9 protein-coding genes are annotated in these 13,986 nt (G+C 62.3%); 1 reads left to right on the forward strand and 8 read right to left on the reverse strand.

Annotation, left to right across the window (positions count from 1 at the left end; all coding sequences use genetic code 11):
• Nucleotides 1–215 precede the first annotated feature (215 nt).
• From fmt to rpoZ, 5 genes are all read right to left on the reverse strand, one after another.
• Nucleotides 216–1,187 carry a methionyl-tRNA formyltransferase gene (fmt, locus tag H3V08_RS04050; RefSeq protein WP_198182120.1) on the reverse strand — a complete coding sequence of 324 codons (972 nt, stop codon included), beginning with the start codon at nt 1,185–1,187 and terminating at the stop codon, nt 216–218.
• A gap of 72 nt (nt 1,188–1,259) precedes the next feature.
• On the reverse strand, nt 1,260–1,964 hold the full coding sequence (locus H3V08_RS04055) for an HAD family hydrolase (protein ID WP_198181679.1): 705 nt from the start codon (nt 1,962–1,964) through the stop codon (nt 1,260–1,262).
• 70 nt (nt 1,965–2,034) lie between these two features.
• Nucleotides 2,035–4,338, reverse strand: a complete 2,304-nt coding sequence (locus H3V08_RS04060) for a primosomal protein N' (protein WP_198181680.1) — start codon at nt 4,336–4,338, stop codon at nt 2,035–2,037.
• Nucleotides 4,339–4,582: 244 nt separating this feature from the next.
• The gene (gene metK, locus H3V08_RS04065; protein WP_198181681.1) at nt 4,583–5,803 is read right to left on the reverse strand and encodes a methionine adenosyltransferase; all 1,221 of its coding nucleotides are present in this window, start codon (nt 5,801–5,803) and stop codon (nt 4,583–4,585) included.
• A gap of 98 nt (nt 5,804–5,901) precedes the next feature.
• Nucleotides 5,902–6,186 (reverse strand): DNA-directed RNA polymerase subunit omega, encoded by a 285-nt coding sequence (gene rpoZ / locus H3V08_RS04070; RefSeq protein ID WP_033490402.1) that lies wholly within the window; start codon nt 6,184–6,186, stop codon nt 5,902–5,904.
• A gap of 166 nt (nt 6,187–6,352) precedes the next feature.
• Between rpoZ and ilvD the strand changes: the two genes are divergently transcribed.
• Nucleotides 6,353–8,212: a dihydroxy-acid dehydratase gene (ilvD, locus tag H3V08_RS04075; RefSeq protein WP_198181682.1), complete on the forward strand. Its 1,860-nt coding sequence runs from the start codon at nt 6,353–6,355 to the stop codon at nt 8,210–8,212.
• Nucleotides 8,213–8,358: 146 nt separating this feature from the next.
• Here the strand turns inward: ilvD and gmk are convergent, their stop codons facing one another.
• From gmk to carA, 3 genes are all read right to left on the reverse strand, one after another.
• A complete protein-coding gene (gene gmk / locus H3V08_RS04080; RefSeq protein ID WP_198181683.1) occupies nt 8,359–9,000 on the reverse strand; it encodes a guanylate kinase in 642 nt (213 codons plus the stop codon).
• 189 nt (nt 9,001–9,189) lie between these two features.
• Entirely contained in the window at nt 9,190–12,570 is a 3,381-nt protein-coding gene (carB, locus tag H3V08_RS04085) for a carbamoyl-phosphate synthase large subunit (RefSeq protein WP_198181684.1), read from the reverse strand.
• The gene (gene carA, locus H3V08_RS04090) at nt 12,563–13,792 is read right to left on the reverse strand and encodes a glutamine-hydrolyzing carbamoyl-phosphate synthase small subunit (protein ID WP_198181685.1); all 1,230 of its coding nucleotides are present in this window, start codon (nt 13,790–13,792) and stop codon (nt 12,563–12,565) included. The genes carB and carA overlap by 8 nt, the downstream gene beginning before the upstream one ends.
• Nucleotides 13,793–13,986 lie beyond the last annotated feature (194 nt).

Here is a 13,986-nt window from a genome sequence, read left to right on the forward strand (position 1 = left end):
CTCCCTCGGAAGCGGAGGGTGATGAACCGTCGTCCTTCAGGGCGTCACCGGCAATCCCACTGTCCTGTCTGCTCACCGTATCCTCCTCGGCCCCCATTGTGAATCCGACTGTGCTCTCCCAAGATGCTAGCCGGACCAGAGACCCACTCGGACCTTTGGTTCCGCATACCGGTGCAGCAGCCTCCCATCAGGGATTCATCCCCATCTGCAACCCGTCAGTCGCAGAAGGCATCCTTCTCAAGCCGCGCACCACGGGCCCAGTCGATGGCCTTCATGGCCTTCTTCCCGGCCGCTTTGACCTGCAGCAGCTCCAGGGGTGCCGAAGCGGTCCCCACCCAAATATGCTTCTTGCTCATTCCCAGACGACCGGGTTTCAGGTCCTCGGGCAGGCCCGGCTGGTCCGGCTGGGCGGGTGCGGCCTCAATCACCTGGACCTGGGTTATCCGGTTGCCGCTTTCCCCATCCTCGTGAATCCGGCACCAGGCACCGGGATTGGGGGTGCAGGCCCGAATCTGCCGGTCCGGGGCGAATACGGGCCGATCAAAGCGGATATGGGCATCCTGGCTGGTGACCTTCCGCGCCACCTCATAGGCACCCTGGGGTTGCTCAATGGGAAGGGCCCGCCCCTCGGCCAGGGCCTCCAGCGACGCACCAAGCAGATGGGAACCATCCTCGGCCAGTCGCTCCAGGAGCTGCCCGGACGTCTCGTGGGCCCCGATCTCGACCGTGGACTGGGCAAGGATGGGCCCCTCGTCCATGCCCGGAGTCAGCCGGAAGACCGTGGCTCCGGTAATCGTCTCGCCGGACCATATGGCACGCTGGACCGGGGCAGCGCCCCTCCACTGGGGCAGGAGGGAGAAATGAAGGTTGTACCAGCCACCGGGCATGGCATCCAGAACCGGTCGTTTCAGAATCTTCCCGTAGGCCACGACGGCGGCATACTCGGCTCCCGTCCGTTGGATCGTGTCGATGAAGTCGGCCTCCCCGGGGTCGGATTCGATGACCGGAATGCCAAGTTCCAAGGCCGCCGCCTTCACCGGACTCGGCTCCAATCTCCGGCCCCTCCCCTTGGGGGCATCGGGCCTGGTCAGGACGGCCATCACCTGGAAGTGCTCCGGGTCGCCGGCCAGAAGCCTCAGGGACGGCAGGGCCACATCAGGTGTTCCCGCAAACAATAACCTCATCACCATGTGGATTCACTCCTCCATAACCTGTCGCGTCCGAAAATACGAATCGGCCCGCGAGAACAACCGTACCTTTTACCGGACCCGGGGAATGTCGAGCCCGGATTCAATCAGCAAGTTCCGCAACTTATAGGGATCCGTGAAGCAGACGCTCCTGATACCCACCTTGTTGGCCGCAACCACATTCATCCCCTTGTCGTCCACGAAGAGGGCATCCTCTGCCCTGATGCCGAACCGCTCAAGGGCATGAAGATAGATATCCGGATGGGGCTTACGCATATGGATGGGGCCGGATACGACCAGATCATCCAGCTCATGCAGAATGGGGTACTGCCCCCATGCGTAGGGAAAGAGTTCGGTGCCCCAGTTCGACAAACCCCAGACCCCGACCCCGGCGGCCTTGAGATCCTTGACCAATACCCTGGCACCGGGAACGGGACCGGTCAGCGAATCAACGAAATTGTCGCAGTAATAGGTGAACATCTCATCCCAGGGGGCACCATGGTGTTCCTGGACCCAGGCTTGGGCCTGCGCGCATGGCGCGCCACCGTCCATCATGTTGTTGGCATCGAAGAAACCGGACTTGTCGTTATCCAGCATGTCCCGTATGGCCTCAGGGCCGTACCAGGACACCATGGCCGCTTCGGGCTTCCAGTAGATCAGGACGTTGCCAAAGTCGAAGATGACCTGCCTGATGGGCCTGCCCTTGGTTGATTCCGCCTGGTCATCGGCCAGGATGACATCAGTGGGCACTTCAACCTCTCCGGGCCATCCAATCATCGTTCACGTCACCTTCCTCGCACCTCATCGTCTTTCCCATGCAAGCACGCCTCATAGACCCCGGGATTCGCTACGTCAGATCCTTGGGATCCATCTGGAATTTCAATTCCTCACGTCCTCGTTTGGCGTAGTACTCCGACAGCCCTTCCCTGAGTCGATCGGCCAGGAAGTCACGCTTCTCCAAGGGGACCCGGACCAGGGCCCGGACACGATCCTGGGTCCCCTCCAGCTGCCTGGCCGCAAGGGTCTTCGGGGGTGGAATCGGTACGGGGCCCAGCATGGATGGAACCTCGCCCTCCTCGGTCCGAAGCAGGGACAGTTCACCCGTGGTCGCCCCGATACGGTCCAGTATCCACATAACGGCCTTGCGTCCGCCCCAGACCGTAGCCAGGGAGCAGGACGGAGGCATTCCCGTCATGCGCCTGTCCTCCAGCTCGGCTCCGGCCAGGAGGGGGCTCCTCCATGTAACCAGGGCCTGGGCCAGCTGAGGGTCCGTCTCCCCCAGAAGGAGGACCTGCCCCCCACTATCGCGGGACCGGCAAAGGGAGGCCGCACGCATCCAGGACGACAGGGTATCGACACGGGCATCCACACCCAGTGCATACAGGCTGGTCCACGCGTCCAGTATGGCGACGGCGGTGTATCCTGCCCGATGGGCCTCGGGGAGAGGGTCCTGCCTGGCAGCATCACCATCACCGTCACCCCTACCTCGCTGAATCACAATCGGCTCGGCCCCTGGTGTGGCGATGACCAACCGGGGCTTCTGATCCACCTCGAAGACCGGCCCCCGGGGTTGCCCCGGCGAAGAGATGAGAATGGGGACGTTACGGAAGAGCATCCGCAGCTCCTGGGCTGTTCCGGCCGCCCCGACCCTGATCACTCGCAGCCGCTCCCCACCGCAGTTCGGGCAACTCCAGTTGGTGGCCGCTGCACCACACCAGGCGCAACGGGGTGCAGATTCACGGTCGGAGCGGAGTGGTCCTGTACAGCGCGGGCAACGAGCCTGGTGGTGGCAACGGGCACAACTCAGGGCCTGGCTGTATCCGTCCTGGGGAATCGACAAGAGGACAGGACCATCATCCAAGGCCTTCCGCAGTGCGACGACTGCGGTGTGGGGTACCCTGGCACCGATTGTGGGGTCGGCCAGACGGGACAGTTCCTCCCTGTTCAGCCATCTGATCCAGGGCAGACGGTCCCTACCCGGGGTGTGTGCAGAGTCCAAAGAACGAATCGGTCCGGTAACGCCGGAGCCAACCTCCTCGGCCTCCGGAGTACTCTCCCACTGGGAACGGACGCTCCTTGACCGCGCCAGGGCAAGGAAGACGCCACCATGGGACTTGGCCCGGAGCCTCAGAACCCCCCTGGCATTGGCATAGGGCATCATCCCATCGGCACTCTGATAGGCCGCGTCGTCCATGACCGCGAACAGGGCCGGACCTTCCACCGGGGCATACATGGCCGCACGGAGCCCGATGACGCATCGAACCTGACCGGAGGCCAGGGCCAGATAGGACCGATATCGTTCTGCCGGGGCCATGGAGGAATCCAGGATGGTGTAGTCCCCTGCCCAACCCGGCCCGCCGGGGTCGCCACCGCCTCCTGTCCTAGGACCGAAAGGCACCAGTTCCAAGGCCTGCAAGGCAGCGGAAAGGCGCTCAACCACCTGCATATCCGGCAGGACCATAACGGCCGACCTCCCGGACAAGAGGGCAGCGGCCAGGGACCAGGCTGCCAGGTGTTCGGCACGGCCTGGCCCCGGCCCTATATCGGCAAGGAAGGCGGAGAACCCATCGGATTGCAGGGCCTGGTCAAACTCCTCAAGACGGTCGTAATCCCGATTCAGGTCGGCCCTTGCATCGGTTGCAGCCCGGTCCAGCCCAGCCACCCAGTCAGTGTCGGAGGCCAGCCTGGGCTGACCTGGAACCAGCTGCTGCTCCTTGTCTATCCGTGCCACCCTGGGGGGTACGGCCAGGCGGAGGATATTGGCCTCTGTACCCCCATAGGCCCGCGCTATCAGGGTGATGTCTTCCCGCATGGAGTCCGAGACCAGGGCGTGGGGGGTGATGACACGCTCCAGGTAGCGAAGGGACGACTCGGGAACCTCACTGGTCGACTGCCGCCCCCAGATCACCCCGTTGATCAGTTGACGTCCAAAGCGGACCCTGACCAGGGACCCAGGTTGTGCACCCTTGTCCTGATCCTGGTCGACGAGATAGTCAAAGGTGCCCCCCAAGTGGGTTGCCTGGACGTTCAGGACCACCTGGGCCACCGGATCCTGGCCGGCAGGGGTTCGGCGCCTTGCAACGCGTGGCTTGCGCGGCTTCCCCTGGGCAAGACCATCCAGGACAAGCTGTTGGGCATCAGCCTCACTCATCGGCTCCGACCTCCTGACGTGCTTCTTGTAATGCCGGGTTCATGACCCGGTGGGCGGCCTGCCTCCAGGATATCCGCACCGACGCTTATTCGTGCCTCCAAAAATCCTGATGCGGAATCGGCACCTCCCGGGAAGGGCCTGCCCCCGCTCCCTCATCGACTACACCAGACCCTGATACGAAAGAACCACGACCGCCCCAGGTTCCTCCAGGAGTGCATCGTGGTCCGTGGATTCCTTGTGGTCCTTACCTGTCCATGCCGACGGCGGCCTTGAGTTCATCGACCTTGTCGGTCCGCTCCCAGGTGAAATCGGGATCGTTACGTCCGAAGTGCCCATAGGCCGCGGTCTTCGAATAGATGGGACGGAGGAGGTCAAGCTCATCGATGATGGCGGCGGGCCTCAGGTCGAAGACCGTGCGGACGGCCTGCTGAATCCGCTCGCGGGTCACCCCCTCCTCGGTGCCGTATGTCTCAACATTGACGCTCACCGGGTCAGCCACCCCGATGGCGTAGGCCACCTGGACCTCGACGCGATGAGCCAGACCGGCGGCAACGATGTTCTTGGCCACCCAGCGAGCCGCATAGGCCGCGGAACGGTCGACCTTGCTCGGATCCTTGCCCGAGAAGGCTCCGCCACCATGATGGGCAGCCCCACCATAGGTATCGACGATAATCTTGCGACCGGTCAGACCAGCGTCAGCGGCAGGACCGCCCAGAACGAAGGAACCGGTCGGATTGACCAGGATACGGTATCCCTGGTGTTCGATGGAATCACCGCACACCTCGTCAAGGACAGGGGTGATGACATGCTCCACAAGCTGGTCCAGCAACCAGTCGTGGTCAACCTCGGGGTCGTGCTGGGTCGAAATGAGAACCGTGTCGACGCGAACCGGTCGGTCGTTCTCGTCATATTCGATGGTGACCTGGGTCTTCCCATCGGGACGTAGGTGGGGGACGATATCCTCCTTGCGAACCTGGGACAGGCGGTAGGACAGCTTATGCGCCAGATAAATCGGGAGGGGCATCAGGGTGTCGGTCTCGTCGCAGGCGTATCCGAACATGACGCCCTGATCGCCCGCCCCCTGGGACTCGTACCGCTCCTCACGGGTGGCCGCGCTCTCCTGGGTTCCGCTCAGACGGGCCACGCCCTGGTTGATTTCCTGGCTCTGCTCACTCAAGGATACGGTGACACCGCAGGAGTCGGCGTCCAGACCAATTTCAGAAGAGGTGTATCCGATCCGACGCAGGACCGAACGAACCTGGCTCTGAATGTCGGTATAGCCCTGCGAGGAGACCTCTCCGAAAATCAGGAAAAGCCCGGTCGCGGCAGAAGTCTCCACAGCAACATGGGAGTGGGGGTCCTGAGCTATCAGATCGTCGAGGATGGCATCCGAAATCTGATCGCATACCTTGTCGGGATGTCCCTCCGTCACGGATTCAGCCGAAATCAACCGTCGCTCTGCCATTACAACCACCTCTTGCTTTCTGCGTGAACGACCGACTCAGCCGTGGGACGCTTCGATTCCCGAGCCTTCCCCGTATATACCGGTGTATAAGGGCAGACTCAGTTGCCTTCGCTCAGATCATCCTCGCCCAGGGTCTCCTCCAGCAGTCCTTCATCGATCTCGCGGAAGGCGATGGAGAGGGGCTTTTCCTGGTTCTGGTATTCGACCAGGGGGCCGACGTTCTGCAGCAGGCCCTCGTTGAGCTGGGTGAAGTAGGAATTGATCTGGCGGGCGCGCTTGGCCGCAAAGATGGACAGGGCGTACTTCGAATCGGCGTGCTGCATCAGATCGTCGATGGGAGGATTCGCAAATCCCTGTGGATGGGGCTCGGTGCCAAATGCCATAAGTTCATACTCCAATTCAAGTGGATGAACAACCGTTCAATCGGTCACGATTCTACCGCTCAGGTTGGATATTCGGAATGAGTGTTCACATCCGGACGAAGATTGCCGTATTCCACTATGCGGCCATGCTCCGGCACGGTCCTGGCCCGGTCACTTGAATAAGAATATGCAGATGAGATCAGCCAAGTTGATGAAGGAACGTGAGTTCGCGGGCGCCCGTGCTCTCTATCGTGCCGCCGGCGTCAAGGGTGAGGACTTCGGCAAGCCCATCGTGGCCATCGCCAATTCCTTCTCGGAGTTCGTTCCCGGCCACGTCCACCTGAACAAGGTGGGCCGACTGGTCTCCAAGGCCGTTCAGGCAGCGGGTGGCATTCCCCGGGAGTTCAACACCATAGCCGTCGATGACGGCATCGCCATGGGCCACACCGGCATGTTGTACTCCCTTCCCTCCCGGGACATCATCGCGGACGCCGTCGAGTACTCGGTCAACGCCCACTGTGCCGATGCCCTGATCTGCATCTCCAACTGCGACAAGATCACTCCTGGCATGCTCATGGCGGCACTGCGGCTTAACATACCGACGGTTTTCGTCTCCGGAGGCCCCATGGAATCCGGCCGAACGGTCATGCCTGATGGAACGGTCAAGGAGAACACCGACCTGATCGACGTCATGTACGCTTCGGCCGACGACGCCGTCGACGACGAGGGGATCCTGGCCCTGGAGAAGTCCGTCTGCCCAACATGCGGCTCCTGTGCAGGGATGTTCACCGCCAATTCCATGAACTGCCTGACCGAGGCGATGGGCCTGGCCCTGCCCGGCAACGGCACCACCCTGGCTTCCCACACAGCCAGGAAGATGCTCTTCGAAAAGGCCGGCAGGATGGTGGTCGAAATCGCCAACCGGTACTACCAGGAGGACGACGAATCGGTACTCCCCCGGGCCATCGCCACCAAGGAGGCCTTCGAGAACGCCATGACCATGGATGTGGCCATGGGAGGGTCCACCAACACGGTCCTGCACATTCTGGCCGCAGCCCAATCCGCCGACGTGGACTTCACCCTCGACGACATCGAGCGCATCTCCCATACGGTCCCCTGTATCTGCAAGGCATCACCGTCAGGCGACTGGGAGATATCCGATGTCCACAGGGCCGGGGGCATCTGCGGCATCCTGGGCGAGCTCGACCGGGGCGGCGCCCTGCACAGGAACACCCATTCCATCGACTACCCCGACCTGGAATCCAAACTCGGAGAGTGGGACATCATGCGCCCCACCTGCCTGGATGAGGCCAAGGAGCTCTACCACGCGGCACCCGGGCACATCACCTCCCCCGAGCCCTTCAACCAGTCCAAGGAATGGGACGACCTGGATACGGACAGGGTCCACGGAGCCATCCACGACCTGGAACACCCTGCGGTAACGGAGGGCGGTCTGGCCATTCTCCGGGGCAATCTGGCACCCGACGGGTGTGTGGTCAAGACCGCCGGTGTTCCAAAGGAGATATGGAACTTCCGCGGGCCGGCCCTGGTGGTCGAGTCCCAGGAGCAGGCCGTCGAGGTCATTCTGAACGGCACCCTGAAGAAGGGCCAGGCCCTGGTCATCCGCTACGAGGGTCCCAAGGGGGGACCCGGTATGCAGGAAATGCTCTACCCGACCTCCTTCGTCAAAGGCAAGGGTATCGGCAAGGATGTGGCGCTTCTGACCGACGGGCGGTACTCCGGCGGCTCCTCGGGTCTCTCCATCGGGCACATCGCCCCCGAGGCGGCGAACAAGGGACCCATTGCCCTGATTCGCACCGGCGACATGATCAGCATAGACATCCCCAACCGGCAGGTGGACGTGGAGTTGACCGATGAGGAGATGAGTCAACGACGCGCGGAGGTGGAGGCCGGCGACGGCTATGTGGCCCACCGCGACAGGAAGGTCTCCCTGGCCCTCAAGGCGTACGCGGCCTTCGCCAGGTCCGCCGACAAGGGCGCCACCAGGGACCCTGAACTGATCAACAGGCTCTCCGGGTTGGAGTGATTGCGCAGTAACCCGATATTGCAAGTGCCGCACCGGTATTCGGAAACCAGTGCGGCACTTGCAATATCGCTCTCGGAGAGCGGGGACCGCGCAGGCCGGGGCAGACGGTCGGGAACCCTGCGCCCCTGACCGCGAATCACCGCATATCAGGCCGGAAGGTCATACTCCCGGCTGATAATCTGCCAGAGCGCATCGGAGGCCTTCTCCACGGAGTCATTGACGACGACCACATCGAACTGGTCCTTTGCCGCCAGCTCGACCTTGGCGGTCTCCAGACGCTTTTTACGCTGCTCCTCGTTTTCGGTCCCCCGCTTGTTCAGCCGGATGACCAGATCGTCGAAGGTGGGCGGGGCCAGGAAGACATAGACCACATCCAGACCCAGCTCCTCGGCGCGTTGACGTACCCGCTGCGCCCCCTGAAGGTCGATTTCGAGAATGGTGGGCACCCCTGCCTCCATATGCTCCAGAACAGGCTTGAGCGGGGTGGCGTAGTGCGACATGCCATGCACCAGGGCACTTTCAAGGAACTCGCCGGCCTTGTCCTTCCGGGCGAACTCCTCTTCATCCATGAACCAGTAGGTAATACCGTTGCTCTCACCCGGGCGGGGTGCGCGGGTCGTGGCCGAGACCGAAACCCATATTTGCGGATGTGCCGCGCGCAGTGCCGCCTCTACGGTCCCCTTGCCGACCGCTGTCGGACCGGTCAGGACAATCAGCCTCCTACGCCCCTTGCCCTGGGTGAGAATCTCTTGATCTGATTCCCTGACGGCGTCACTGCTAGCTGACATGAATCTTCCTTTCCGCAGACGGCCCTGATGAGCACTTACACAGCCAGAATAGCGGGGACCGGGAACGGATCGGGGCACTGCCCATCCGTTCCCGGTCCCCGTGGCAAACCAATCATCCGGTCCTGCCCCTACCTCATCGGTGCAGGACGACCAACCGGTTCGGTTCCGGTCCTATGACCAGGCTCCGGCCTACCGGCCCAGACCTTCCAGCTCCAAAAGACGCTGGGCGTGTTCCTGGATGCTCAGCACCTCGTAGTCGCCCGTCTTGACGGCATCGATGGCCATCAAGGCGGCAGAGAACTCGGTGATGGTCGTGAACTGGGGAATATCCGCCGCGATGGCCGAGACTCGAATTAGATAACCGTCGGAGCGGGAATCCCTGGAACTCGGGGTGTTGAGAATCATGTCAATCCGCCCCTCCTCAATCAGCTGGACGGGGTTTCCTCCCATGCGCCTGACACCATCATCCTCACCGGGGCCGGATGCCTGGTCGGCAGAACCTGCGGTGATCTTGTCCACCACGGCCACATCAATCCCGTACCTGCGCAGGACGGATGCCGTTCCCTCGGTGGCGCAGATGGTGAAGCCCTGTTCCTGGAGTCGGGCGGCCAGCATGGGCAGCTGGCGCTTGTCCGAATCATTGACCGAGAGGAAGACCACCCCGGAGGTGGGCAGACCGCCCTCGTAAGCAGCCGACTGGCTCTTGGCGAAGGCGTGGGGGAAGTCCCTGTCGAAGCCCATGACCTCACCGGTGGAACGCATCTCGGGCCCCAGGAGGATGTCAACCGTCCTACCGACCGGTGTCCTGAAGCGCTTGAAGGGCAGGACCGATTCCTTGACCGCCACCGGCTGCCCGACCCGGACCGTACCCCCGTCCTGGAGGGGCAGGAGGAGACCGTTGGCCCGCTGCTGAGCTATGGTCTCCCCCACCATGATCCGGGCCGCCGCCTTGGCCAGGGCGGTGCCGGTGGCCTTGGAGGCGAAGGGGACGGTGCGGGAGGCTCGGGGATTGGCCTCGATGACGTAGAGGGTGTTGGCCATGAAGGCGTACTGCACGTTGATCAGGCCCCGGACCCCGCACCCCTCGGCGATGGCCTTGGTGGCCTGGCGAAGTCGCTCGATCTGGTCGTCGGAGAGGGTGGACGGGGGCAGGGTGCAAGCCGCATCACCGGAATGGACCCCGGCCTCCTCCACGTGTTCCATGATGCCGCCGATATACAGATCGCTGCCGTCGTATAAGGCGTCGACATCAACCTCTATGGCATCCTGAAGGAACTTATCGATCAGGAGGGGTGAGGGCAGGCGGCCGGAGACGACCGTATCGGCCTTGGCTTCCTGCAGGGCCCTGTCAACATATTTCTCCAGCTGGGCATCGTCATAGACGATCTCCATGCCTCTGCCTCCCAGCACATAGGAGGGTCTGACCAGTACCGGATATCCGATGCCGTGGGCCGCTTCCTGGGCCTCCTCCAGGGAGAGGGCCGTGCCATACCTGGGTGCGTTCAGGTGTTCCTTCTTCAGAACCTCGCCGAAGAGCTCGCGGTTCTCCGCCAGGTCGATCGACTCGGGACTGGTGCCCAGGATGGGCACACCAGCAGCCTTCAGCCTGGCCGCCAGGGATAGCGGGGTCTGGCCGCCCAGCTGGACGATGACGCCCTTGACCGGGCCCATCTTCTTTTCGGCCTGGTAAATCTCCAGTACATCCTCGAAGGTCAGGGGCTCGAAGTAGAGCCTGTCGGACATGTCGTAGTCGGTGGAGACGGTCTCGGGGTTGCAATTGACCATGATGGTGTCATAGTCCTTGCCCAGCTCTTGGACCGCGTGGACGCAGGTGTAGTCGAATTCGATGCCCTGTCCAATCCTGTTCGGACCGGAACCCAGGATGATGACCGCCTCACGGTCCCTGGGCCTCAGCTCGGACTCATCGGCATAGCAGGAGTAGTAGTAGGGGGTTGCCGCATCGAACTCGGCCGCGCAGGTGTCGACGGTCTTATAGACCGGGTGGATGCCGAAGGCACCGCGCAGCTCGCGGATGACGGACTCCCCCTGGTCTCCCAGACCACGCAGATGGGATATTTGCAGGTCGCTCAGCCCTGCCTGCTTGGCCCGGCGCAGGAGATCATCATCGAGGAACTCACTGCCACGGATCTCCATGGCGAGCTGGTTGATCAGGCTGAACTGCTCCAGGAACCAGCGGTCGATCTTGGTGGCCTCGAATATCTGATCTATGCTGGCCCCACCCCAGAGCGCCCGCTGGATCTGCAGATAGCGATGCTCCGTGGGAGTGTGCATGAGCTCAAGGAGACGGTCCACCTCGGCCTGGTCGGGGCGTGGACCGTCCCAGTCGAAGGTCATATGCCGCTTGTCGATGGACCGCATGGCCTTACCCAGGGATTCCTGGAAGTTGCCGGCCAGGGCCATGGCCTCACCCACAGACTTCATGGAGGTGGTCAGGGTGGTGTCTGCACCGGGGAACTTCTCGAAGGCAAAGCGCGGAATCTTGGTCACCACGTAGTCGATGGTCGGCTCGAAGGAGGCCGGGGTCGACCTGGTGATGTCGTTCTCGATTTCATCCAGGGTGTAACCCAGGGCCAGCTTGGTCGCAATCTTGGCGATGGGGAACCCGGTCGCCTTGGAGGCCAGGGCCGAGGACCGCGAAACACGGGGGTTCATCTCGATGACGATGATGCGCCCATTGTCGGGATTGACGGCGAACTGGATGTTGCAGCCACCGGTATCGACACCCACACCACGGATGATGGCGATGCCGATGTCGCGCATCTTCTGATACTCGCGGTCCGTCAGGGTGAAAGCAGGAGCCACGGTGATGGAGTCGCCCGTATGAACACCGACCGGGTCGACGTTCTCGATGGGGCAGACCACGACCACATTGTCATTGCGGTCGCGCATGAGCTCCAGCTCATACTCCTTCCACCCCTCGATGCCCTCCTCAAGCAGGACCTCATCGGTGGGCGAATAGTGGATGCCTGCACCGGCAATTCGGTGAAGCTCCTCCTGATCATGTGCGATGCCGGATCCCAGACCACCCATGGTGAAGGATGGACGCACCACCAGGGGGTAGCCGAGTTCGTCGGCCACGGCATCAGCCTCATCCAGGGTGTGGATGATTCGGGACCTGGCGGACTCGGCACCGGCCTCGTCCACGACCTTCTTGAAGAGTTCCCTGTCTTCTCCCCTGTCGATGGCCTCAAGGGAGGCACCGATCAGCTCAACGTCGTACTTCTCCAACACACCGGCCTTGCCCAGGGCTTCAGCAGCGTTCAGGGCCGTCTGCCCGCCCAGCGTGGGCAGGATGGCATCAGGCTTCTCCTTGGCGATGATGCGCTCCAGGAAGGGAACGGAGATGGGCTCGATGTAGGTGGCATCGGCCATCTCGGGATCCGTCATGATGGTGGCGGGGTTGGAGTTGACCAGGATTACCCTGATTCCCTCCTCCCTGAGGACCCGGCAAGCCTGGGTTCCCGAGTAATCGAATTCGGCAGCCTGACCGATGACGATGGGGCCGGAGCCGATGACCATGACCGAATGGATGTCCTGCCGCTTAGGCATGTGCCTTCCCTCCCTTGGCGTTCCGCATCAGATCGACAAACCGGTCGAACAGGTAGGAGGCATCGTGCGGCCCGGCCGCCGCCTCCGGATGGTATTGGACCGAGAAAGCCGGAATGTCAAGGCACTCCAGTCCTTCCACCACATCATCGTTCAGGTCGATGTGCGAGACGCGGACGCGACCATAACGACCGTCTCCGTAAGGGGCCGGAACCGGCTCGCCCTTGGGGGCGTCCACGGCGAATCCGTGGTTGTGGGCGGTTATCTCCACCTTGCCGGTCGTCAGGTCCATGACCGGCTGGTTGATGCCACGATGACCGAATTTGAGCTTGTAGGTATCGAATCCCAGAGCACGCCCCAGGAGCTGATTGCCGAGGCAGATCCCGAAGAAGGGCAGCCCGGCATCCAGGACCTGTCTGAGGAGCGACACCTCTTCGTTTGCGGTCGAAGGGTCGCCTGGACCGTTGGAGAAGAAGACCCCGTCAGGCCCCAGGGCCCGTATCTCCTCGATGGTGGCATCTACGGGAAGCACGTGGACCCTGCACCCACGCTCAGCCAGCCGGTAAGGTGTCATGGACTTGATTCCCAAATCCACCGCCGCCACCGTGCAGACGGGCTCTTTCCCCTCATGGTCTCCGACCGGTTCGACGATATAGGATCCATCCGTGCTGACCTCGCCGGTCAGGTGGGACCCACTCATCTGGGGGGCCGAACGAACCTCATCGAGGAGTTCCTGCATGGTTCTGGGCATGCCGCCATCGTTGAGCATGATGTTCGGGCCTGAAAAAATGCCGGCCCGCATAACACCTGCAGAACGCAAGTGCCGCACGAGCCGGCGAGTGTCTATGTGACTGATACCGACGATGCCCTGATCGACCAGTTGGTCATGGAGACCGCCCCGGGCCCGCCAGTTGCTGACGTTGGGGCTGGGTTCCCGGACCGCGTATCCAGCCACCCAGATCCTGTCCGACTCCCCGTCCTGGTCGTTGACACCGGTATTGCCGATGTGGGGGAAGGTCTGTACGACGATCTGCCGAGCATAGCTGGGATCCGTCAGGGTTTCCTGATACCCCGTCATCCCGGTCGAGAAAACAATTTCACCTATGGTAGTGCCCACCGCTCCGAAGCTTCTCCCCAGGTACACTTCCCCATCCTCAAGGATGAGCAAGGCCCGATTGGAAAAACGGCTATCGGAGGTGATGGCGTTGGTGTCCTTCAGGTTCACCGAACCCCCTTGATTACCGTGGATATTCGAAACCACACTAGTCAGACCCGTGGATAACAACCACGCATCCGAACCGCGCAGCACGGTTCCTTTTCACTTCTGCATCCGCTGCGGTTCCTCACGGTCCGATGGGCCGAAACGGACGACGGCAGACAGGTCATACAAACAGGAACGTGCGATAGCCCGGCTGTATC

Source organism: Bifidobacterium sp. M0307, assembly GCF_016100445.1.
Classification (GTDB): domain Bacteria; phylum Actinomycetota; class Actinomycetes; order Actinomycetales; family Bifidobacteriaceae; genus Bombiscardovia; species Bombiscardovia coryneformis.

Coding starts and splice junctions, on each gene's coding strand:
- H3V08_RS04060 (WP_198181680.1), bottom strand. CDS start 4,338: ATGAGTGAGGCTGATGCCCAACAGCTTGTCCTGGATGGTCTTGCCCAG.
- ilvD (WP_198181682.1), top strand. CDS start 6,353: ATGCAGATGAGATCAGCCAAGTTGATGAAGGAACGTGAGTTCGCGGGC.
- carB (WP_198181684.1), bottom strand. CDS start 12,570: ATGCCTAAGCGGCAGGACATCCATTCGGTCATGGTCATCGGCTCCGGC.
- rpoZ (WP_033490402.1), bottom strand. CDS start 6,186: ATGGCATTTGGCACCGAGCCCCATCCACAGGGATTTGCGAATCCTCCC.
- H3V08_RS04055 (WP_198181679.1), bottom strand. CDS start 1,964: ATGATTGGATGGCCCGGAGAGGTTGAAGTGCCCACTGATGTCATCCTG.
- metK (WP_198181681.1), bottom strand. CDS start 5,803: ATGGCAGAGCGACGGTTGATTTCGGCTGAATCCGTGACGGAGGGACAT.
- gmk (WP_198181683.1), bottom strand. CDS start 9,000: ATGTCAGCTAGCAGTGACGCCGTCAGGGAATCAGATCAAGAGATTCTC.